This is a genomic window from uncultured Rothia sp. (assembly GCF_963507905.1).
Lineage (GTDB): Bacteria > Actinomycetota > Actinomycetes > Actinomycetales > Micrococcaceae > Rothia.
In genome coordinates this window covers 1-21,837 of record NZ_CAUOUU010000008.1, presented here as the reverse complement: position 1 = coordinate 21,837, position 21,837 = coordinate 1, and the positions used below count along the sequence as shown (strand labels likewise).

Below are 21,837 nucleotides of genomic sequence, written 5' to 3'. Positions count from 1 at the left end.
ATGACTGAACAGATGTACCGAAACCACTACGCGCCGCTGCAGCTTCCGGCTCCCGGCCCCCACTACAGCGACCCCGAATACCCGGACGTTGACGTCGCCATCATCATGGAATCCACCTACCCCTACCTCAAGGGTGGTGTGTCTGCGGTGGTGCACGATATCGTCTGCGAAAACCCGGATCTGACCTACGGCATTATTCACATCGCCTGGGATAAGAACTCCCCCCACGAAGACCTCTACGGCATGCCCGAGAACGTCAAGTGGGTCAAGGTGCTGTACCTGAGCCTGGACGTCAACCGCGACGCCTTCGCGGAAGCCTGCGACCCCTCCGCACTGCATATGAAGTTTGCGGAGCGTCAGGCACTCACCCAGCGCCTCATGGACGGCTTCAGCGCCCTCATCGCCGGCGACGTGAACCCCCTCTGGAAGCTCTACGACGAGGGCATCAACCCCGCAACCCGCAGCTACAACCTCTTCGGCCTCTTCGGAACCCGCGAGTTCATGCAGGCAATTGCGGGTCTGGGCTTCTTCTCCGAGGTGCCCTTCGGTGAGCTCTTCTGGAAGGTACGCGACTTCGTCTCCATCCTCTTTGCGCTTCTGCACGAGCGGATGCCGCACGCCCGCGTCTACCACGCCCACACCACCGGCTACGCGGCACTCATCGCCGCCGCAGCCGCACGTGACCACGGCACCAGCTTCCTGCTGACCGAGCACAACCTTTACATTCGCGACACCGTGAACACCAAGCTCGAACGCAACATGGCGAAGCCCGTCACCACCGACTACGCCTTCCTCAACGAAGAGCGTGAGCACCCCGGCCTGGGCCCGGTCACCCTCGACGAGCGTGCCTGGTCCGTCTGGTTCGTCGAAATGGGACGCTTCTGCTACCCCAGCGCCGACATGGCAACCTACCTGTACCCCAAGGCTCTGGAAGAGGCACGCGGTATTGGCGCGCCCATCGACCAGATGAACGAGGGTGAGAAGGATCGCGCGATCATCCTGCCCAACGGTATGCTCATCGAGTCCGTGGCGGAAGCCTACTACGCCCGCCAGGCGGCACGTGCCCGCATCCTCGCTGAGGGTCGCGGCCACGTGTGGCGCTTCGTGTTCATCGCCCGCGTGGTGCCCATTAAGGGCCTGACCGACCTGATTCGCTCCCTCGCGGTGCTGCGCGATCAGGGTCTGGTGAACTTCCACCTGGACGTGCTCGGCCCCAAGGACCACCTGCCCGAGTACTACGAGCTGTGCCTGCGCACCATCGAAGAGCTCAACATGGGCGAGTACATCACCTTCCACGGCACCGTGAACGTGCGTGCGATGCTCGACCGCTTCGACCTGCTGCTCATGCCCAGCTACAATGAGGGTCAGCCGATTGTGGCGCTCGAGGCGATGGCTGCGTCCATCCCGCTGGTCAGCACCGACGTGGGCGGTATGTCCCAGCTCATCGACGATGTGCTGGTCGCCCCCGACGGCCACGAAATCGGTAACTGCGGTATCTTGACCATCCCCGGCGATATTCACGGCTTCGCGGCGGCGCTGCGCACCCTCATGGAGGAGCCCAGCATCTACGAACGCTACTGTGTGAACGCCTACGACCGTATCGTCAGCTTCTTCCAGCTGCGATTGGTCATGGATCGCTACAACACGATTTACCGCGAGCTGGGCAAGTTGCCCCCTCGCGCCCCCGAATTCGACCCGGAGTACGATGGCGAATAAACTCAACCGCTTGGGCGGACCCGGCAAGTTTGGTGCCTGGGTCCGCTACGGCGGCAAGCCCATTACCCAGCAGCAGCTCGATTTTGCGGTCAAGAACTACTCTGTCGCAATCCTGCAGCCCTGGGAACTGGACGCAGCACGCTACCTGAAGAAGCGTGCACCTCAAATGGTGGTGCTGGCGTATAAGTGCCTGTCTTCCACCCGCTCTTACGAGCCCGGCCCGATTTATTCCTCGGGCGTTTCTTACCCGTTGGCGCAGTCCATGGCGAACTCCGGTAAGGATTTCTTTGCGCACCGCCTCAATGGTGACCGTATTGAGTGGAAGGGCTACCCCAAGCACTTCCAGATGCAGGTGTGGAACGCCGATTACCGTTGGCACTGGGTGGACGCTGTGGTGCGCGAAATGCGCAACTCACCCTTTGACGGGGTCATGGCGGATAACGATATCGAGAACGACTACTACGGTCTGGACCTGCCCATTCAGGGCGTGGAGTCCATGACGAAGATCCGTGAACACCTGGATTTTCTGGTTGCTTACGCCGGTATTGAGCTGAATAAGATCGGCAAGATTCTGGTGCCCAATATTGCTGAAGCGCGTCTGCGCTGGGGCAAGTGGGAGCGTCACAGCGCCTACGGTGGTGGCTTTGAGGAGGTGTGGCTCGGCTGGGGTCCGAACGATTACCTGACCTCGCCGTATGCCGTGATGCAGGGCCGCGAGATTGCGAACGGCTCGGCGGGTGAGGTGAAGCTGGGTGCTACTTTTGCGGGCCTGGGTGGCCGTAGTGCTGCCTCGCAGAAGAAGGTGACGATTCTGCGCACCCCGCTCAGCGACCGCAAGGCGGCTATCACCGGCACGGATGAGAACTTCCTCTACGGTCTGGCGGGCTTCTGGGTGTTCGGCGGAGGCGCCTTCACCGGCATCAGTGCAACCCACCACGACGCCTACGACGAGATCCCGCACGCCCCGGAGCTTTCCTACGACCTGGGGGATCCGGTCGGCGGCATTATTGCTCAGAAGACCGCTCAGACTCGTGCCTTTACGCACGGTTGGGCTGCCCTGAACACCGGCTCGAAGGATGTGACCGTGAAGGTTCCTTCCGGCCTGGTGGATGCGGCAAACCGCCCGGTGCCCTTGAGCTTCACGCTGCGGGCGCATCAGGGTGTGGTGTACCGCCGTAAGACGTAATTTACCCCTTATTTGCGCATATAACCTCATAAACAAACCCACCGGCAATATAGCCAAATGGCTATATATACCGGTGGGTTTGTTATATGTGTGCTAGATGAGCTGGGGTAGCTTACTTAGCGGGGTAGGAGGGGACGTCGTAGCCGCCCATACGCTCCAGAACGCGAATCACCTGGCAGGAGTAACCGAACTCGTTGTCGTACCAGACGTAGACAATTGCGGAGTCATCGGTCACCACGGTAGCCAGCGAGTCCACAACACCTGCGGTGCGGGAACCCACGAAGTCGGTGGAAACAGCCTCGGGGGAATCCGAGTAGCCCACCTGGCGGCGCAGCTCGCCGTCGATGGACTCGCGGCGGAACAGCTCGTTCAGCTCCTCAGCGGAACCTGCGGGCTTGGTCAGCTTCACGTTCAGGATTGCCATGGAGACATCCGGGGTGGGAACGCGGATAGCGTTACCGGTCAGCTTGCCTTCCAGCTGCGGGAGAGCCTTCGAAACAGCCTTTGCAGCACCGGTCTCGGTGATGACCATGTTCAGCACAGCGGAGCGACCGCGGCGGTCACCCTTGTGGAAGTTGTCGATTAGGTTCTGATCGTTGGTGAACGCGTGAACGGTCTCAACGTGGCCGCGCTCAACACCGTATGCGTCATCCAGAACCTTCAGTGCCGGAGTAATCGCGTTGGTGGTGCAGGATGCTGCGGAGAGGATCTTGTCCTCATCGGTGATGACGTTATCGTTCACGCCGAACACGATGTTCTTCATGTCGCCCTTACCGGGAGCGGTCAGCAGAACACGAGAAATACCGGGGCGGTTCAGGTGCTGCTCAAGGCCCGGAACGTCGCGCCAGCGGCCGGTGTTGTCCACCAGCAGAGCGTCCTTAATGCCGTACTCGGTGTAGTCAACGGTGGTCGGGTCAGAGGAGTAGATGAAGCGAACCGGAACACCGTTAGCGATGATGGTGCTGTTCTCTTCGTCCACCTCAATAACGCCCTTGAAGGGGCCGTGAACAGAGTCGCGCTCCAGCAGGGATGCACGCTTGACCAGGTCCTTATCGCCGTTCTTACGCACCACAACAGCGCGCAGGTTCAGGCCGGAACCCAGCGGCGAGGAGGAGCGCTCCAGCAGAATACGAGCCAGCAGGCGACCGATACGACCGAAGCCGTACAGCACAACGTCCTGCTCCTTGGGCTGGTCGCCCTGGTGGTTCACGGAAGAACCCAGCTGCTCGGGCAGCCACATGGACAGCTCGGGGGAGCCAGCCTCGTGGTGTGCCTTGTGCAGAGCAGCAATGTTAATCGAGCACGCGCCCAGGTTCAGCTCAACCAGGGCGCGAACCAGCTCGAGGGAGTGCGCGGGGTTCAGGGGCGCACCATCGATGTGGGATACGAAATCGTGCAGCTTCAGCAGCTCAATGACAGACTTGTTGACCAGGCTGCGGCCGTGAATGCTCAGCACCACGCCGTTCTCGCGGTGCAGCTTACCGATGAGGGGGATCAGCTCCTCTGCGGTAGCCTCACGGTTAACCCAGGTAGCGGTTGCAGTCGTCACGTATGACCTTCTTCCTAACTTCGTCGTTGGAGGGTAGGCGCGACGATGCTGTCGCGTCAATACCGTGCCGGGCGTTCAAAGACCCGGCGTCGGTTTAAGTCTAACCTGTGTGAACCCCTCCAGACCCTCAAAATTAGCGATATTGAGGCTAAAAGTCAGAAGAGACAGAAGGCAGTTTGTGAACCCACACGGCAAGCCAACACAAGCCATCAAAAGGGAAAGCAAAACCACTTTAAATACCCACAAAAACACACGTCACGACCCGGAAAACATGAGTAGAATTGAAACCATGTTGACTGTAATCGGTGAAGCACTCGTAGACGTCGTCCACCAGCACGACGGAGAAACCCGCGCCTACCCCGGCGGATCGCCCATGAACGTAGCCGTCGGCGCACGCCGCCTCGGCCACCCCACCAACTTCGTCGGCCACTACGGCCCCGACTCCTACGGCAAGAGCATTGACGCGCACCTGGAAGCATCCCAGGTGACCCTGCCCTTCGAACACAGTGCTGAACGCACCTCCGTCGCCCAGGCAACCATCGGTGCCGACGGCGCGGCAGAGTACGAGTTCGACATCACCTGGTCCCTCGACTCCGTCGCCGAGAAGCTCACCGAACTGGCACGCACCTCCGACGCAGTGCACACCGGCTCCATCGCCGCCATGCTCGAACCCGGCGCGCACGTGGTCGCAGCAGCCTTCGAAGCCGCTCGCGACAGCGCCCTGCTCAGCTACGACCCGAACTGCCGCCCCACCCTCATCCACAACGTTGATGAGGGCCGCGCATGGGCTGAAAAGTTCGTGTCCCTCTCCACCGTCGTGAAGGCATCCGACGAGGACCTGCAGTGGCTCTACCCCGACCGCTCCCTCGACGACACCGCACGCGCATGGCTTGACCTCGGCGCCGAGCTGATGGTCATCACTCGCGGCGAGGACGGCCCCATCGCCTTCACCAAGAAGTACCCCGAGGGCGTCAGCCAGCCCGCACACCGCGTTGAGGTTGCGGACACCGTCGGTGCCGGCGACTCCCTCATGGCGGCACTCATCGCGGGCCTGCTCGACCGCGGTATCGCCGGTGCTGAGGCGCGCGCCAAGGTCGCCGCACTGACCGCCGAAGACATCGCCGACCTGCTGCGTTTCTCCGCAACCGCAGCCGGCATCACCGTCTCCCGCGCGGGCGCTAACCCGCCCACCCGAGAAGAACTTGACGCCGTACTCAACGGCTAAATAATCTACGCCTCGCCGGCGGATAGCTCACTCTGTCCGCCGGCGTCGCCATATCCACCCGCACCCCAACGCTGAGGAGCACCATGACCAACATCGGCACCGCACCCCTGCCCCGCGAACCCTACGCGGGCCTGCCCGAACTGCCCGAATTCACCCTGACCTCCACCGACATTCAGGACGGCGGCGCCGCCCCCGAATGGATGCGCTCCGCCCTCTTCGGCGTGGCGGGCGGTCAGGACCGCTCCCCGCAACTGTCCTGGAGCGGCTTCCCCGAGGGCACCAAGTCTTTCGTGCTGACCTGCTTCGACCCGGATGCGCCGGTCCCCAGCGGCTTCTGGCACTGGACTGTCTCCAATATTCCTGCCAACGTGACCAGCATTGACACCGGCGCTGATGCACCCGCCGGCGCCCTGACGCACCGCAACGACGCCGGTGTGGCAGGCTTCCTGGGTGCTGCCCCTCCGGCTGGTCATGGCCCGCACCGCTACATCTTCTGCGTCACCGCCGTGGATGTGGAGAAGCTCGACATTGACGAGAACGCCAGCCCCGCCGTCGTGAACTTTAACCTGCTCGGCCACGGCCTGGGTCGCGCGTTCCTGACCGTCACCTACGCGGAACCGGCGGCATAGCGGCATAGCGGCACGCCGGCACAGTCTCACCAGCTCTGCATTCTGACCAGCACCGATACACCCCACCACTGAAGGCATATCTGCATGATTAAACTCATCGCCAGCGACCTGGACGGCACCCTCATCGGGCACGACTTCCGGTTCCGTCCGCGTACCTTGCGCGCCCTTGAGGCCGCCCGTGCCGCCGGGATTGATATCGTCTTCGTCACCGGCCGCCCGAGCCGCTGGCTCACGCCCCTGCGCGAGCAGACCGACTTCGACTCCTACGCCATCTGTTCCAACGGTGCCGTGGTGTACCACCTGGGCGCGAACGAGGTGGAAGAAGTCAACGGCGCTGATCCCGCGGTGATTGCCCGTACTCACGAGCTGCTGGAGCCCATGTTCCCCGACGCCACCTACACCCTCGAAACCGTGGATACCGTCTACATTCAGGGCCCGCACGAGGGCGGTGAGGTGCTTGAGGGCGCCCGCGTGGTGGAGGCGAAAATCGCCGAGGCGCTCGAACGTATTGGTTCAACCCCGGTCATTAAGTACCTGATTCGTGTGCCCGGCATGGACCCGGATATTCTGCAGGCACGCGTGCATCAGGCGGTGGGTTCGCTGGTGTCGGTGACCCGCGGCGTGGTCGGTGAGCCGCTCGTCGAGATGGGCTCTAAGACCGTGAATAAGGGGCGGATTCTGGAGAAGTTCGCGGCACGCCACGGCATTGAGGCGCACGAGGTGATGGCGTTTGGTGACATGCCGAATGACGCGGAGATGCTCTGCTGGGCGGGGGAGGGCTTCGCCATGGCGTCGGGTCAGCCGGCGCTCATTGCGAAGGTGGGGCGCACCTGCCCGCCCTTCCACGAGGACGGTGTGGCGCAGACGATTGAGGCGATGCTCGCCGAACGGTCCTAGCCGCCTAGCACTAGCTATCCAGCACGAGCTATCCAGCACGAGCTATCCGGTGCTAGCTATCCAGCGCTAGCGGCTAGGTGAGCCTGTGCAGGCATAACTCAGACATAAACTTTTATGTCTACACATAAAAAATTTGAGTCTAGACATAAAAATTTATGTCTAGACTCAAATTTTTGTGTCTGATTTGTGTCTAGACTAAAATTTTTTGTATGAACAACGTGGAATGGACCCCCGAATGGCTTGCTGAAACCATCAAACTACTGCGCACCCACGGTAGCGATACGCAGTTTATTGAGGTTAAAAAAGCCCACGGAGGCTACCCGGGAAGCCTAGACGCAACCCTGAGTAGCTTCTCCAATAGTTCCACGGGCGGAATCATTATCTGCGGCCTCGACGAGAATAATGACTTTGCACCTGTAGGCGTATACGACCCTGCAGACCTAGAAAAAACCCTCGGCAACAAGCTCCGCAGGGGCCTCAAGCCGCCGAACACCATGGAATCCGGCACCATCCTCTACGAAGACGCCAAAATCTTTGTTGCCGCAGTCCCTCCGCTGCCTCCCTACGAACGCCCCGCCTACATTGGCGGTAAAGCGTACGTGCGTTCTGGCGACGGTGACCACGAAATGAGCCGCCACGAAACCGACCTGATGGTGGCTCAGCGGACACGCACCGGATTCGATGAGGAGCCGGTGGAATACACCTCCCTGGCTGACCTAGATGAAGGCCTCAAAACTGCTTATCTGCGAGACGTACGCGCTAAATCACGCCGCCTTGCTACAAGCTCCGATGAAGAAGTGCTCCGCCGCAAGGGAATTATTGCCCTCGGAACCGACAACCTTTCCCTTGCGGGCTTGTACGCCTTGGGTTCTTACCCCCAAGAGTTTAGGCCCTCGCTCAAAGTCACCGGAGCCGTCATCGACCCAAGCGGTAAAGCCCGTAACCTCGACAAATTCGAAGCGGACGGCCCCATCCCCGCCATGCTCGAAGAGACTCTGGCGTGGGTCAAGCGGAACCTGGCGCATCCGGTCGTCGAGCTGCCCAATGGGCACCTCGTCAACGGGCAGGAAGTACCCGATATTGCCCTTCGCGAGATCCTGTCGAATGCGCTCGTGCACCGCAGCCTCAACCCCAAAGCAGACACCGAAGAGGTGCGCGTCAGGATTTTCCCCGACCGAATCTCTGTAGAAAACCCCGGTGGTCTATACGGAATCACTCTCCAGCGCCTGCAAGAGTACGGGGAACGTTCCCGCGTGAACGACCGCCTGTATGACGTGTGCACGCACGTAACAACCCCCGACGACGGATACCGAGTCATCGAGGGTGAGGGTAGCGGCATCTACACGGCACAGGAGGCGGTGCGTCAGGCAGGGCTGAAACCCATCCAGTTCATTGACGGGGTCATTCGTTTTACCGCGATTATTAGCCGGGAGCCCCTGGATGGTGCTCGTACCGCTGACGTCGGCTCACCGCAGCAGAAGTCGGACGTAGACCCGCACCAATCGTCACCTACGGTTCCCAGTAGCCGTCAGGAGGCGGTGCTCCTCGCTCTGCGCTCGCTACGCCACCCCGCCGGTATCGACGACATCATGGGTGCTCTTCCAGAGCCTTTTGCTGAGCTACAGAAACCCCAGGTCCGGTACGTCCTCACGAAGCTTCTTCAAGAAGGAGTTATTGCCCGTGAAGGCGGTCGAGGCAACCGCAACACCGTGTACCGCCTGGCCTAATCGAACATCGGGCTAACGTGCAAAAGCGGCCCGGATGGAAACCAATCCATCCGGGCCACTTTTCTTACAGCCTACGCCTCAGGAGAATCGCTCCAATGGGCGGTCGGGCGCCTAGTGCACCTCAGTGCTCTTCTCAGGGTCGAAGGGCTCCAGCGGGTCGCCAGCAGCCTTCGTATACTTCGCGATGAAGGTCATCAGGTGGAAGATAATCAGGGTCGCAGCGGTACCCAGAGCAATACCGGCGAAGGACAGCTCACCGAAGGTCCAGGTGTAGTCCGCAATACCCACAATCAGCGCCACAGCGGCGGTGGTCAGGTTGATCTGGTTCGAGAAGTTCACTCGGTTCTCGCTCCAAATACGGGCACCGAGCATACCAATCATGCCGTACAGCACGGTTGCGGCACCGCCCAGAACACCCGCGGGAACGGTCGCAATTGCAGCACCGAATGCGGGGAACATGGACAGTGCAATCGCGAAGATAGCAGCCACCCAGTATGCCGCGGTGGAGTACACCTTGGTTGCAGCCATCACGCCGATGTTCTCAGCGTAGGTGGTGGTACCGGAACCGCCACCCATACCGGCGATGGTGGTTGCCAGGCCGTCCGCCATGAGGGCGCGGCCCGAGTAGTCGTCAAGGTTCTTGCCGCTCATCAGAGCAACAGACTTCACGTGGCCGATGTTCTCAGCCACGAGCACCAGAATCACGGGGATGAACAGGCCGGCGAGCTCCCAGTGGAACTCGGGGGTCTGGAAGTGCGGCAGGCCAATAATGCCCTGAGTCTGCACAGCCGTATCAATTTTAGAGAAGTCCACCTCGCCGCGAATGACAGCGGTAATGTAGCCGATACCCACACCCAGCAGGATGGACAGGCGACCAATAATGCCCTTGAAGAGCACCGAAATCAGGATGATGGAGCACAGGGTCACCAGTGCGGTCACCGGTGCCACCATGAAGTTGTCCTTAGCGCTCTTTGCCAGGTTGAAACCAATCAGCGCCACAATCGAACCGGTGACGACCGGGGGCATGAGCTTGGTGAGCCAGCCGGTGCCAGCGAACTGAACAATCAGACCGACCAGGAACAGCGCGATACCCGCCATGACGATGCCGCCGAGGGCACCAGCGGGGCCGTGCGAGTTCATGGCAGCCGCCAGGGGCGCAATGAACGCAAACGAAGAACCCAGGTAGGAGGGGACGCGGCCGCGGGTAATCAGCAGGAACAGGACCGTGCCGATACCCGAGAAGAACAGGGTGGTTGCAGGAGGGAAGCCGGTAATAATCGGCACGAGGAAGGTTGCACCGAACATTGCGACCACGTGCTGCGCGCCGATGCCGATGGTAATCGGCCAGGCGAGGCGCTCGTTCGGGGCGACGAAGGAACCGGGCTTAATGCTTCGGCCGTCGCCGTGAACCGACCAGTCAAAGCCGAGAAGTTTAGAGATGCTCAAAGGGAGCTCCTGAGGTGAATGTGGTGGTGTATAAAATTCCACATAATTCTACGCGTATACAGGCGTAGGTCACAGCTAAACGACTGTAAATATGAGCAGGGATACGTTAATTAGGGCGTATATTCCTTTATTGTGGGCGCGGTATCCCGTATATAGCCCAAAATGCATCAATACCCCGTATATGCGGTTTAAGGCATATACGGGGTATTGATGCAAAGAGCGAATAAAAACACTCGCTACACACAGCTCATGAGCTTAGAGAGCGTCACGCAGGTTATCCAGGTGATCGTAACGTGCCAGCTCGTAACGCAGATGACCCTCGGTCGGCGACTGAACCGGCAGGAACGACGCCTCACGCAGGCGACGAGCAGTCGGGGACTCAGCCACGTAACCAGCACCTCCAACAACCTGCAGCTCGAAGTGAGTAGCAATGGTCGCAAAGTGAGACACACCCAGACGCAGGCTCAGTAGGTCACGACGCTCAGCACGCTCCGGCTCAGACGCCAGGCGAACCAGTTCCTCACGCAGGCTCTGGTACTCCTCCAGAATCAGCGGGAACTCAGGACGGAACACACCCTGGGAGACGTCCAGGTGCTTTGCAGCCTCCTGCAGGGCACCAGCGGCAAGACCCAGGCAGAACGAGGACTGAACCAGCAGGAACGGTGCGGTCACATCGCGCAGGAACGCCTCAATGTTGTCGCTCAGAATGTCCTCGCTCGGAACGAAAACATCCTCAAACTTCAGGGTGCCGGACTCGGTACCGTTCAGCGCCAGCAGGTTGCGGTGGTAGTCAATGCTCAGGCCCTCAACGTCCTGGCGGACCGTCACGATGTAGCGGTTCGGGTGACCCTCGGGGGCGTTCTGTACAGCCACCGGAAGAACAATCACGCCACCCGGGTACAGGTTTGACGCCCACGACACGGAGCCGTTCAGCTTCAGGCCGCCCTCAACGAGGGTGCCCTCCACCTTGATTGGTGCCAGGCCCGAAGCTTCCTTGTACGCTGCCGCCATGGCGGTGGTGCCGCTGACGGTTGCGTCCGCCAGGCCGGCGGGCAACTCGCGGCCCACGGCGTCAAAGAACGCGATGGTCGAGCGGTGAGCCCACAGGGAGAACGCCGTGGAGGCGTCCTCGGTGGCGAGGTCGAAAGCCACCGAAACCTGGGGGACCAGGGAACCGCCGTCGCGACCCAGAGTGATCAGGCCGTCCTTAGCGATTTCGCGCAGGTTTTCGAAGGGGGAACGCTCGCCACGGTCAACAGCATCTGCGTGGGTTCGGGCGAGGGCGAGCACCTGCTCGCGCTGGGGGTAGTCGTAGAGGGGTTCGAGGGTGAACTCGGACATGGGGTTTCTCCTAAGCGGGGAGCATCGCGTCTATGCGTGCAGCTTGAACAGTCGGTCGATGGGGGTGCTGACGGCCTTACGGGCGCGAACAACAGCTTCTTCGTCGGGTGCGTCGTAGAAGCAGAGGCACTTTGCGGTGTCTTCGCGAACGTAGGTGCGCAGGAAGGAAACCTCGGGTACTTCAGCGTACTTGGGTGCGTTTGCCTTCTTGCGGGTCAGGTACTGTTCCATGGTGATCTCTGCGGGGATGTCCCACTCAACCAGGTAGTCTGCGTCCTTCTTGAGCTTCTTGATGTCTTCGAGCTCTGCGCCGACCAGGCGGACTGCGTCGGGGCCTGCGACGGATGCGCGCTCACCGATTGCTGCGGCGAGGTCGGGGCCGAATGCGGTGTTCTCGGATTCGACGATGACGAAGACAATCTTGTGGTCTGCGGAGACCTGGGTTTCGATGAGCTCGGCGCCGTTGGTCAGGGACGAGTTGACGGTCTCGATGAGTGCGGTTGCTTCGTCCTTGGACGGCTGTGCGGGGGTCAGTTCTACCAGATAAAGTGCCATGATTTTCTCCTCGGCTAAGGGTTGGTGGGTCGTGTCGGAAGGGGTTTTCCGGCTCGTTCTGAATTCACCTTAGACCTGTGGTTGAAGACTGTCTAATAGATTTCTGTTCGTGGCTTAATGCGTCCTTTTTGACCCCGTGTTTCGTCATGTGTGTTCACGCGGAGACATAAATCGTCACAGTTCCGTGCAATGGAACCCGCCTGCGGCCGCGGAATTTTCGTGCGGGTTATCGAGCCCGCAGGTGCTTCTATCCGCGTCGTCCTGCTCGTGCCGCAAAGTCGTCGAGGGCACGGTTGAGGGCGGGGACAGTCCACACTTTTTGCCCCTGAATTTTGACGTGTTCTTCACGCAAGATCTGCAACTCCACCATGCGGTTGAGGAGGCGATACACACTAGCTCGGGATCCCTGCGTGTGCTCCTCCACCATGTGTGCGGTGAAGGCGGGCTCGGTGCAGCACAGGTCGGTGAGGGAACGCAGAAGAGGGGTTTTACGCTGGGCAATGGACAGCACCTCATCGCGCAGGATTTCAATGTCTTGCGCCAGGATTTCTGCGTTGGTGATTGCCTTCTGTACGGCGTCAATGAAGAGCTCGATGATGGGCTCGGCATCGCCTGCACGGTAGTCGGTGAGCGCCTGAATGTACCCTTCGGTATCGTGCAACAGCCCGGAGGAGACGGGCAGAATCACGTGGCGGGTGACGCCGCGGGCGAGCAGGAGCGCGGAGATGAGGGCGCGCCCGGTTCGGCCGTTGCCGTCGGTGAAGGGGTGGATCGTTTCAAATTGGGCGTGCGCGATAGCCGCCTGCGCGAGGGGGTCAATATCGCGGCGGTTCATAAAGGCTACAAGGTCTTCGAGGGCGGCGGGAACCCTCTCGTGATGCGGCGCCACATAGTCGGCGGTTACCGGCGAATCGCCCTTAATCCACACCCACTGGGTGCGGAGTACGCCGGAGTCCTGCTGTAGGCCGCGGGTCAGTTCGCGGTGCATCGCGAGGATGTTATCGACGCTAATGTTTTCTGCGGTGTTCAAGGCTGCACGCATGGCGTGAACGTTGCGTGCCACCAGCTCGGCGTTAACGCCAACTTTCGACCCGCTTGCACCCAGGACAGCCAGTGAGAGCTTGCGGGCACTAACGGTGAGGTTTTCGATCTGCGAGCTGGAGGCGGATTCGCCACGCAGAAGAACCGCAGAGAAGGGGATGCCGCCGATGTGGTGGAGCCGCTCATCGAAGCGGGTCATTGCGGTGGCGTTCTCCTGGAGGCGCGCTCGCAGTGCGGGGCTGAGTTCGACGTTGAGTTCGGCAATGGAGGCGGGTACGGCGCTGGAGAAGGTGCCGGAGTTGCGGCGCGTTGCGCGTCGGGAGGCGAGGGCGTCCCGGTGAACCCAGGGGTCTTGCGGCTCCCATTCAAGGGCGGGCCAGGTGATGGCTGAGGGCATGCTTCCTCCTCCTGAGTGTCGTCTTGCTGGTCGTGAGGGGGGGTCTTAAGCAGGGTCTTAATAAGACAATACACTTCAATTTTCTTATTAAGGCGCTTAATAAGAAAATCCGCGCGGATTGTCTTATTAAGGAAAACGCCCCGAACGCCCCTTAAACCCGCCCTCCTGAACTTCCCCTCAACATTCCGAGACTCCAGCGCTCCAGTTGCCGGGGCGTACACCGGAGCATGCGCCGGGAACTTACGCCAGGGCATACAGCAAGGGCCCCGAACCCTTGGTAATTCAAGGATTCGGGGCCCTATTTACGCTAGGCCTATATGCGTTCGCCTACACGCTGCCCGAAGCAGCGAGTCAGCAGTGTAGACAGGCAACTTTGCGGTTACTTCACGCCGCGCATGAGCTTCTGGACCGGCTTGTGTACCAGGAACAGCAGCACACCGGTCGCGATGGTGATAATACCCATCCAGGTGAAGTAGGGAACCTCAGTTTCCATGCTGTAGAACTGAGCCAGCCAGCCAGAAAGCACGGTACCCATTGCCACGGAGGTGAAGTACAGCGCCATCATGTTCACGCGGTGCGCCTTCGGTGCGAGCTTGGTCGCCAGCGAAATACCCACCGGGGAAATAATCAGCTCAGCGATGGTGCAGACGAACAGAATCAGCACGATCCAGCCGACGTTCACGCTCTGAACGCCCGCCTGAGCGAGGAAGATCCAGAATGCCAGGCCGATGATAATCAGCGCTGCGGAGAACTTCACGGTGGTCACCGGCTGACGCTCACCCCACTTGGTCCACAAGGCGGAGAACATCATGCCGAAGATAATGATGAAAATCGGGTTGATGGAGTTGACCAGGTTCGGGCTCAGCTCCATGCCCAGAATATTCCAGTTAAGGCGCTCATCCGAGTACACCGCCATGACGGTGAACTGCTGCTGGTACAGCGCCCAGAACACGGCGTTTGCGATCCACAGCGGAATGAATGCGGTGACGCGGGAACGCTCATCAGCGGTGACGTCCTTAGCGCTCAGCAACTGAGCGAACAGGGCGATAGCACCGATGAAGATGAAGCCCATGACCCAGTTCTTGAGGTTGTCTGCGGTCATCAGGCCGGTCGCCAGCAGAATACCGAGAATAACCACGATACCGACCAATGCCAGGAAGAAGTTACGCTTCTGAGCGGCGGTGAAGGGGGTGCCCACGTGGTGTACGGAGGCGGGCAGGTTCTTGCGGGTCAGGGCGTACTGAATCAGGCCTGCAGCCATACCAACAGCAGCCAGACCGAAGCCGAGGTGGAAACCGCCGGTGCTCCAGCCCCAACCGGTCAGGATCGGGCCAAGCAGTGCGCCGGTGTTCACGCCGATGTAGAAGATGGTGAAGCCTGCGTCGCGGCGGTGGTCGTTATCTGCGTAGAGGGAGCCGACGAGCACGGAGGCGTTGCTCTTCAAACCACCGGAACCGATAGCGACCAGCAGCAGACCAATCACTACACCCGGAATGCCGGGGATGAGGGAGAGGGAGATGTGACCCGCCATGATGCCGATGGCGGAGTAGAAGAGGGTACGCTCGGGACCGAGGATGCGGTCACCGAGGATACCGCCGAGGATTGCCATGAGGTACACGACTGCACCGTACGCACCGATAACGCCGGTGGCGAGGTCCTTGTCGAGGCCCAGGCCGCCCTTGTTGGCGGTGTAGTACAGGTAGTAAATCATGATGCCCTGCATACCGTAGAAGGAGAAGCGCTCCCACATTTCTACGGTGAACAGGTTCGCGAGCATGCGCGGGTGGCCGAAGAAGGTCTTGGTGTCCTTGGGTTCGGCACCTGTGATGGTGTGAGACATGGTGGTAATTCTTTTCTGTGCAAGCCCGGGGTTCTATGTGACCCGGGCAATATGTGTTTAAGTCTATACCCTTATAGGTGCATATGTATACATGGTGTGTGCCTGTATTTCAAAGATTGAACTATCAATCAGTGCATGAAAAACCATTTCGATTTTTTCGTATGCATCATTTCCGAATCTCACAAACCCCCAAATACCGGGCTAGATGCGCCACACACCCCCAAAGCGATAGAGTGGAACCACAACTATGCCCACCCGGCACCCCGCCGTGCCGACCGGCCCGTCCTAGTTCATTTCAAAGGCTAGTTCAATTCAAAGGAGAAACCCATGACCGCTGTACCCCAGGTTGACCCCCGCGACGTTCCCGCAGGCGCAACCATCATCGACGTGCGTGAAGACTACGAGTGGGAGGGTGGCCACGCCACCGGCGCCAAGCACATCACCCTCGGCACCATCGCTGAGCGTCTGGCTGAACTGCCCGCACCCGGCGAAGACTTCTACGTCATCTGCCACGGCGGCGGCCGTTCGAACCGCGCGGCAACCTTCCTGCGCGAGCACGGCTACGCCGCACACAACATTGCGGGCGGCACCAGCGCATGGTTCGCTGCCGGCCTGCCGATGACCAGCGAAAACGGCGAGGCACCCGCAGTCGTTCACTAAACCGCCAGTTCGCCTGCACACCATACAATGGAGTCCGTGACTGAAACTTCCGCGGACCGTATTTCTTCTACCTCGAACGCTCCCGCTTCTGCGTCCCCTCATGCCCTGCTGAGTATTCTGCAGAGCATCCCGTGGGATGCGCAGACGCGGGAGCTTATCGTGCGCCCGCTTCCTTTCGCGGTGAACTGCGAGGAAGCGTACCCGTTACTGAGCGGTGGTGCCGAATATTCCTTCTGGCTGGATTCGGCGCGCGAGGAGTCGCCCATGTCGGTTGCCTCGTATGTGGGTGTGGTCCCGGCGCAGCTGTCGCCCCTGCGCGTGGACTCGGCGCGTGCAGCGGCTGAATCCGGTGCGGAAGACCCCTTCGTCCAGCTGGAGGCGGCGCTTGCCTGCGCACCGCGCGTGCACCCGGATGCCGCGGCGGCAACCGGTCTGCCCGCGGGTTTGCGTGGCGGTTACGTGGGCTATTTCGGCTATGAGGCGCGTGCCGCCATGGGCATGGAGCACGGCCACCCGGTGCCCGGCTACCTGCCGGCGCATGAGGCGCCGACCCCGGATTCTCTGTGGTTGCCGGCGGTCCGCTACCTGGTGCATGAGCATGCCCGCCCGGGGGCTGCGGCGCGTAGCTGGCTGGTGGGCGATGAGTCGTGGTGTGAGGCAGCGGAGCGGCTGCTGAGTGCGGCGGGGGAGTGCGCCTCCGAAAATACTCCCGTCAACGCCCCTGACAATGCCCCTGAGCTTGCCGAGCTCCTGCTCTTCCCGGCACCTGCCGCGGAAGCCTACATGGACGCCGTTCGCGCTAGTCAGCACGAAATCTACGAGGGCAATAGCTACGAGGTGTGCCTGACCGCGCAGACGAATGCGCGCATCCCCAATCCGAGCCTGGAGCTTTTCTTTGAGCTGTACCGCCGCCAGCGCGCCCACAATTCGGCACCGTATGCGGCGTATTTGCGGTGCGGTGATTTTTCGGTGCTTTCTTCTTCGCCGGAGCGTTTTTTGAGTGTGGATGAGCAGCGTAACGCCCAGACGAAGCCGATTAAGGGCACGATTGCTCGCGGTGCCACCCCGGAAGAAGATGCCGCGGCGGCGGCATGGTTGCGTACCGATGAGAAGACCCGCGCTGAGAACCTCATGATCGTGGATTTGCTGCGTAATGACCTGTCTACGGTGTCTGACCCGGCGTCCGTGCGCGTGCCCGTGCTTATGGGCGTGGAGAGCTATTCGACGGTGCATCAGCTGGTGTCTACGGTCAGTTCGCGTCTGCGTGAGGGAATTTCCGCGGTGGCCGCCGCGCGGGCGTGCTTCCCGGGTGGTTCGATGACGGGTGCCCCGAAGCCTTCGACCATGCAGATTATTGAGGGTCTGGAGGGTCGCGCTCGCGGTGTGTATTCGGGTGCTCTGGGCTTTGTGTCGGCGGATGGTTCGGCGAACCTGTCGATTGTGATTCGCACGCTCGTGGCGCACGATGAGGGCACGGTGACTCTTGCCGCGGGTGGCGCTATCGTGGCTGATTCCGACCCGACCGCCGAGTATGAGGAGATGCTGACGAAGCTGCGCGCCGCGTTGCCGCCGTCGGTGGGCCGCGTGGTGGAATAGCCTAGAGCTGGAATAGCACAGGGAATAGCCTGCGCCGCCTGCACGTGAGCCGCTACACTTGAACTATGACTAAGCTTTCTGAAAACCTCCCCATTGAAGAAGCCCGTGAACGCCTGCGCCAGCTGATTTCTGAGCTGGCTGTGGTGCGCGGGCACGTGGTCCTCGCCTCCGGCAAGGAAGCCGACTACTACGTTGACCTGCGCCGCATCACCCTGCACCACGAGGCTTCTCGCCTGGTCGGTCAGGTCATGCTGGACCTGCTGGATAAGAACGGCATCGAGTTTGAGGCTGCTGGCGGCCTGACTATGGGTGCTGACCCGGTGGGTACCGCGATTATGCGTGCCGCCGGTGATCAGGACCGTGCGATTGACGCGTTTGTGGTGCGTAAGGCTCAGAAGTCTTACGGCATGGGCCGTCAGGTGGAGGGCCCCAGCGTTGAGGGTCGCCGCGTGGTTGCTGTTGAGGACACCTCCACGACCGGTGGTTCTGCGCTGACTGCTGTTGAGGCGCTGCGTAAGGCTGGCGCTGAGGTTGTGGCGGTTGCTGTGATTGTTGACCGTGCGACCGGCGCTAAGGAGCATGTGGAAGAGGTTGCGGGCGTTCCGTGCCTGTACGCGTACTCGAAGGATGAGCTGGGCCTGGACTAGTCTCTACTGGTTTGGACTAGGACCTCGTGAATTTTTAAGACGTTCCGCTGCGGCGGGTGAACCCGTGCCGCTGGCTACTGTGTGTGGCTGGTGGTGCGGGTTTTTGTCTGTAAGATGGCTCTGTGGGCGCCGGAGTGGCGCTGGTTGTTGGCGTGAAGGTGGTTGTGATGGTTGAGAATCGTGAGGCGGCTGAGGCTGTACCTGCTGAGGCTGTGCCTGCGGAAGCGGCTGTAGCTGAGGCTGTTGAGGGTACTGAGCAGGGTACTGCCCGTTTTGAGGTGGGTGTGGGCCCGTGGGAGGGCCCGTGGCCTGAGGGTGACCATTGGGATGAGGAGCTGCTGCGTGAGGGCGACCGCCGTAACGTGGTGGATAAGTACCGTTACTGGTCGATGGACGCGATTATTGCTGACCTGGATACGCGCCGCCATGATTTTCATGTGGCGATTGAGAATTGGCAGCATGATTTGAATATTGGCACGGTGGTGCGTACTGCGAATGCGATGTTGGCGAAGGAGGTCCATATTATTGGGCGTCGCCGCTGGAATCGTCGTGGTGCGATGGTGACGGATCGTTATCAGCATGTGCGTCATCATCCGACGATTGAGGATTTTGTGGCGTGGGCGCAGGGTGAGGGTCTGGAGATTATTGGTATTGATATTTTTCCGGATTCGGTGCCGCTGGAGACGTATGATCTGCCGAAGAAGTGTGTGCTGGTTTTTGGTCAGGAGGGCCCGGGCTTGTCGGAGGAGTTGCATGCGGCGGCTAGGGATACTCTGTCGATTGAGCAGTTTGGGTCGACGCGTTCGATGAATGCGGCGACGGCTGCGGGTATTGCGATGCATGCGTGGGTTCGCCGCCATGTGTTTGGTCAGATTCCGTCGTAGTCTGACGGCTGTTTATGAGGTGTTTAAAGGTTCCGATGCGTTGTGTGCGCGTCGGAACCTTTCTGTTGGGGGTTGGGGTGGCTTAAACCACGCATGGAATTACCTAGGCGTGTTAGTGTTAACGCAAATCACAGGAGATGTGAGAATCGCACTCTCAACTTCAGTTTGGGACATGCGATGGATTTCCTGGCTTCGGCTCGCCAATGGTTGCGGGTTGTGGATATGAATGACCGCGACGTCATTCCCTTGAAAAGAGATTCTGATGAGGGTCTCTTCCACCCTGAAAGGAGGGTGTGCTCTTGCATAAGAATAGTGCATTCACAATTACCGCCCTGGCAGGCGCGCTTTTACTGTCTTCGTGCGCTCAGGGAGGTGCCTCAAATCCTGAATATAAAGCCAAAATCGATTACGCGAATAATTTGATTACTCTTCCCATGGATGAGTATGACTATGACGATGCGTCAAGGGTTGTAATTAATGAGGCGTCCGCCCGTATCATGCAAATATGTTACGTATCTAAGGGATACTCTGATGCTGTCCCTGTGTTCTATGATGATCCGCACAATAATATATATGGTGCCTGGAATGTTGAATATGCCAAGAAGTATGGATATGCCAATGAAGAAAAGGCTCGAGAGGCCGAGCAGACGATAGAGAAAATACCGAAAGATATTAGGCGGCAATGTCGCAAGGAAAAAGCCAATCAATTGAAAGAAATTGAGTACGAGAATGACAATGACTCTTTCGCTTACCGGCTTAGACAGGAAGCCTATGCGAGTGCCAAAAGTAATCCGGAATGGAATAAAGTTCGCTCTGAATGGTGGAGCTGCCTAGAGAGCAATGGGCTAACACCACGCAAGGATGACCAGGCGTGGAGTAGTCAAGAGGCGTTCAATATTGGCGTAAGTTCTAAGAGTGAGGAGGAAAAAACTCAAGAATCGATTCGCCTCGCAACCATCGAAGCCGAATGTAACCAGAAGGTTGGTATGGCCCAGCGTTTGGGGGATATTGAAGCCTCCTACCAGGGGCCTCTCATCGAAAAGAATCAGGCGAAGCTCAACCAGCTGAAAGAGGAAAAAGAAAAGCATGTGGCGAAGGCGCGTGAAATTATCGCAACTAGTCAATAACACATTATGTTTGAACTGAATAGTACAACTAATAATTGTGATGGAGGGGCTCAATGTTCGTGAGTTCTTCCTGACTTTCCCGATTGAAAGGAGTCGGTAACAATGAAGAAATCTGCTGCTCTGTTCGCCTGCTTTGCTTTAGCTTTAAGTTCCTGTGCCGCTGCGCCTAAAGATACTAGCCTCAAAGCCCAGCTGGATTTTGAAAATAACTATATTACTCTTCCGCTCGACGAATATGACATGAGTGACCAGGCCGAAGATATAACGGGTAGGGCGTATTTGTTGATTCTTAAAGAGTGCTATGCGAAAAAGGGATACGATTTTGAAATTCTAGAAAACGGCTGGGTTTCTGGCAACGCCTCCCAGTACGGCTCCTGGAACGTGAAGCATGCGGCGAATCATTTTACGTCCAGCAAAGTCAGAGATGAGCAGGAAAGGATTTATGAGAGCATCCCTGAAGACGTCAGGGCCAGCTGCCGCGAAGAGCATCGGGAAGAACTGGATATGCTCTATTTTGATGAGGATGATGAGAAAAAGTACCGCCCTGTCGGTCGTATCCGTGGCGAAGCGTACCAGCGTGCGCAGGGTGACCCTGAATGGAAGAAAGCCCGCTCAGAATGGTGGACCTGCCTGCGTGAACGTGGGCTAACCCCCAGAGAAGGAGAAAGCGACTGGATGTCCGAAGAAAGCGCACATTTCATGGCCTCCTCCCAAGGCAACGAAGAAACTAAGCCGGAAGAAATTCGCCTCGCAACCATCGAAGCTGAATGCAACCAGAAGGTGGGTATGGCTCAGCGTTTGGGTGATCTTGAGGCATCCTATCAGGGGCCTCTCATTGAGAAGAACCAGGCGAAGCTCAACCAGTTGAAAGCAGAAAAAGAAAAGCGTGTGGCGAAGGCGCGCGAAATTATCGCCACCCACCAGTAGCCACACCCGCTGAAGGGCAGAACGGGGTGAACCACCCGCAGAATGCCCACAAGCAAATTTCACAAGAAGGAGCCGGGGAGTGTCACCACTCCCCGGCCCTCACTTTATTCACTCTCAACCTCGCAGCCTACGCCGGCGCACCTACATGCCCGCCAGCTCAAGGCCACTCAGCGTCAGGTTGCTTAGCTCTTTAGCCCACCGGAACGTTAACGTTCACCAGCGAGTACAGATCCTTCGGATCATCCGGGCTAGCAACCAGGTCAATGAACTGCTGCAGGTCGGTGTCCTGCGTAGCTGCACGGGCATAACGCAGACCCGAGAAGTCAGCAATCGCGAAGCCCACCGAATCAAACAGGGTAATCTGCTCATCCGAAACGCGGCCCGGCTCCTCACCGGTCAGAACCTTCCAGAACTCCACCACCGGGAAGTCCGGGTCCTTCTGCTGAA

General features: G+C 59.4%; 18 protein-coding genes and 1 pseudogene. 12 read left to right on the top strand and 7 right to left on the bottom strand.

Annotation, left to right across the window (positions count from 1 at the left end; all coding sequences use genetic code 11):
• Positions 1-1,716 carry a GT4 family glycosyltransferase PelF gene (gene pelF / locus RQ593_RS06190; RefSeq protein WP_311450110.1) on the top strand — a complete coding sequence of 572 codons (1,716 nt, stop codon included), beginning with the start codon at positions 1-3 and terminating at the stop codon, positions 1,714-1,716.
• Positions 1,706-2,902, top strand: a complete 1,197-nt coding sequence (locus RQ593_RS06185) for a putative glycoside hydrolase family 15 protein (protein ID WP_311450109.1) — start codon at positions 1,706-1,708, stop codon at positions 2,900-2,902. The genes pelF and RQ593_RS06185 overlap by 11 nt, the downstream gene beginning before the upstream one ends.
• A 112-nt stretch (positions 2,903-3,014) precedes the next feature.
• On the opposite strand, the gene RQ593_RS06180 is transcribed toward RQ593_RS06185, so the two are convergent.
• Positions 3,015-4,451 carry a glyceraldehyde-3-phosphate dehydrogenase gene (locus RQ593_RS06180; RefSeq protein ID WP_070819220.1) on the bottom strand — a complete coding sequence of 479 codons (1,437 nt, stop codon included), beginning with the start codon at positions 4,449-4,451 and terminating at the stop codon, positions 3,015-3,017.
• A gap of 289 nt (positions 4,452-4,740) precedes the next feature.
• Between RQ593_RS06180 and RQ593_RS06175 the strand changes: the two genes are divergently transcribed.
• The 4 genes from RQ593_RS06175 (at position 4,741) to RQ593_RS06160 (ending at position 8,929) form a co-directional block, all read left to right on the top strand.
• Positions 4,741-5,676 carry a carbohydrate kinase gene (locus tag RQ593_RS06175; RefSeq protein WP_311450108.1) on the top strand — a complete coding sequence of 312 codons (936 nt, stop codon included), beginning with the start codon at positions 4,741-4,743 and terminating at the stop codon, positions 5,674-5,676.
• Between the two features lie 83 nt (positions 5,677-5,759).
• Complete coding sequence (locus tag RQ593_RS06170; RefSeq protein WP_070605219.1) at positions 5,760-6,305, top strand: YbhB/YbcL family Raf kinase inhibitor-like protein; 546 nt, start codon at positions 5,760-5,762, stop codon at positions 6,303-6,305.
• An 84-nt stretch (positions 6,306-6,389) separates the two neighbouring features.
• Positions 6,390-7,202: an HAD family hydrolase gene (locus tag RQ593_RS06165; RefSeq protein ID WP_005507952.1), complete on the top strand. Its 813-nt coding sequence runs from the start codon at positions 6,390-6,392 to the stop codon at positions 7,200-7,202.
• A gap of 209 nt (positions 7,203-7,411) precedes the next feature.
• Entirely contained in the window at positions 7,412-8,929 is a 1,518-nt protein-coding gene (locus RQ593_RS06160) for an ATP-binding protein (RefSeq protein ID WP_311450107.1), read from the top strand.
• Positions 8,930-9,040: 111 nt separating this feature from the next.
• On the opposite strand, the gene RQ593_RS06155 is transcribed toward RQ593_RS06160, so the two are convergent.
• From RQ593_RS06155 to RQ593_RS06135, 5 genes are all read right to left on the bottom strand, one after another.
• Positions 9,041-10,375, bottom strand: coding sequence for a uracil-xanthine permease family protein (locus RQ593_RS06155; RefSeq protein ID WP_294629845.1), 1,335 nt, complete (start codon positions 10,373-10,375; stop codon positions 9,041-9,043).
• A 255-nt stretch (positions 10,376-10,630) separates the two neighbouring features.
• Complete coding sequence (locus tag RQ593_RS06150) at positions 10,631-11,716, bottom strand: acyl-CoA dehydrogenase family protein (protein ID WP_311450106.1); 1,086 nt, start codon at positions 11,714-11,716, stop codon at positions 10,631-10,633.
• Between the two features lie 30 nt (positions 11,717-11,746).
• The gene (locus RQ593_RS06145; protein ID WP_012902691.1) at positions 11,747-12,271 is read right to left on the bottom strand and encodes a DUF4242 domain-containing protein; all 525 of its coding nucleotides are present in this window, start codon (positions 12,269-12,271) and stop codon (positions 11,747-11,749) included.
• A gap of 247 nt (positions 12,272-12,518) precedes the next feature.
• Positions 12,519-13,709, bottom strand: a complete 1,191-nt coding sequence (locus RQ593_RS06140) for a Fic family protein (RefSeq protein ID WP_311450105.1) — start codon at positions 13,707-13,709, stop codon at positions 12,519-12,521.
• 379 nt (positions 13,710-14,088) lie between these two features.
• Entirely contained in the window at positions 14,089-15,549 is a 1,461-nt protein-coding gene (locus RQ593_RS06135; protein ID WP_311450104.1) for an oligopeptide:H+ symporter, read from the bottom strand.
• 327 nt (positions 15,550-15,876) lie between these two features.
• Between RQ593_RS06135 and RQ593_RS06130 the strand changes: the two genes are divergently transcribed.
• The 6 genes from RQ593_RS06130 to RQ593_RS06105 all read left to right on the top strand — a co-directional run bounded on the left by RQ593_RS06130 (position 15,877) and on the right by RQ593_RS06105 (position 21,390).
• Complete coding sequence (locus RQ593_RS06130) at positions 15,877-16,209, top strand: rhodanese-like domain-containing protein (RefSeq protein ID WP_049350220.1); 333 nt, start codon at positions 15,877-15,879, stop codon at positions 16,207-16,209.
• 27 nt (positions 16,210-16,236) lie between these two features.
• Complete coding sequence (locus RQ593_RS06125) at positions 16,237-17,805, top strand: anthranilate synthase component I family protein (protein WP_311450103.1); 1,569 nt, start codon at positions 16,237-16,239, stop codon at positions 17,803-17,805.
• Between the two features lie 65 nt (positions 17,806-17,870).
• Positions 17,871-18,452 (top strand): orotate phosphoribosyltransferase, encoded by a 582-nt coding sequence (gene pyrE, locus RQ593_RS06120; RefSeq protein ID WP_005507935.1) that lies wholly within the window; start codon positions 17,871-17,873, stop codon positions 18,450-18,452.
• 122 nt (positions 18,453-18,574) lie between these two features.
• Positions 18,575-19,336: an RNA methyltransferase gene (locus RQ593_RS06115; RefSeq protein ID WP_012902696.1), complete on the top strand. Its 762-nt coding sequence runs from the start codon at positions 18,575-18,577 to the stop codon at positions 19,334-19,336.
• 299 nt (positions 19,337-19,635) lie between these two features.
• A complete protein-coding gene (locus tag RQ593_RS06110) occupies positions 19,636-20,463 on the top strand; it encodes a hypothetical protein (protein ID WP_311450102.1) in 828 nt (275 codons plus the stop codon).
• A 102-nt stretch (positions 20,464-20,565) separates the two neighbouring features.
• Positions 20,566-21,390 (top strand): hypothetical protein, encoded by an 825-nt coding sequence (locus RQ593_RS06105; RefSeq protein WP_311450101.1) that lies wholly within the window; start codon positions 20,566-20,568, stop codon positions 21,388-21,390.
• A 190-nt stretch (positions 21,391-21,580) separates the two neighbouring features.
• On the opposite strand, the pseudogene RQ593_RS06100 reads toward RQ593_RS06105, so the two are convergent.
• Positions 21,581-21,837, bottom strand: a pseudogene (locus tag RQ593_RS06100) (ornithine cyclodeaminase); the annotation flags it as partial.

Coding starts and splice junctions, on each gene's coding strand:
- pelF (WP_311450110.1), top strand. CDS start 1: ATGACTGAACAGATGTACCGAAACCACTACGCGCCGCTGCAGCTTCCG.
- RQ593_RS06185 (WP_311450109.1), top strand. CDS start 1,706: ATGGCGAATAAACTCAACCGCTTGGGCGGACCCGGCAAGTTTGGTGCC.
- RQ593_RS06175 (WP_311450108.1), top strand. CDS start 4,741: ATGTTGACTGTAATCGGTGAAGCACTCGTAGACGTCGTCCACCAGCAC.
- RQ593_RS06170 (WP_070605219.1), top strand. CDS start 5,760: ATGACCAACATCGGCACCGCACCCCTGCCCCGCGAACCCTACGCGGGC.
- RQ593_RS06165 (WP_005507952.1), top strand. CDS start 6,390: ATGATTAAACTCATCGCCAGCGACCTGGACGGCACCCTCATCGGGCAC.
- RQ593_RS06160 (WP_311450107.1), top strand. CDS start 7,412: ATGAACAACGTGGAATGGACCCCCGAATGGCTTGCTGAAACCATCAAA.
- RQ593_RS06150 (WP_311450106.1), bottom strand. CDS start 11,716: ATGTCCGAGTTCACCCTCGAACCCCTCTACGACTACCCCCAGCGCGAG.
- RQ593_RS06145 (WP_012902691.1), bottom strand. CDS start 12,271: ATGGCACTTTATCTGGTAGAACTGACCCCCGCACAGCCGTCCAAGGAC.
- RQ593_RS06140 (WP_311450105.1), bottom strand. CDS start 13,709: ATGCCCTCAGCCATCACCTGGCCCGCCCTTGAATGGGAGCCGCAAGAC.
- RQ593_RS06135 (WP_311450104.1), bottom strand. CDS start 15,549: ATGTCTCACACCATCACAGGTGCCGAACCCAAGGACACCAAGACCTTC.
- RQ593_RS06130 (WP_049350220.1), top strand. CDS start 15,877: ATGACCGCTGTACCCCAGGTTGACCCCCGCGACGTTCCCGCAGGCGCA.
- RQ593_RS06125 (WP_311450103.1), top strand. CDS start 16,237: ATGGAGTCCGTGACTGAAACTTCCGCGGACCGTATTTCTTCTACCTCG.
- pyrE (WP_005507935.1), top strand. CDS start 17,871: ATGACTAAGCTTTCTGAAAACCTCCCCATTGAAGAAGCCCGTGAACGC.
- RQ593_RS06105 (WP_311450101.1), top strand. CDS start 20,566: ATGAAGAAATCTGCTGCTCTGTTCGCCTGCTTTGCTTTAGCTTTAAGT.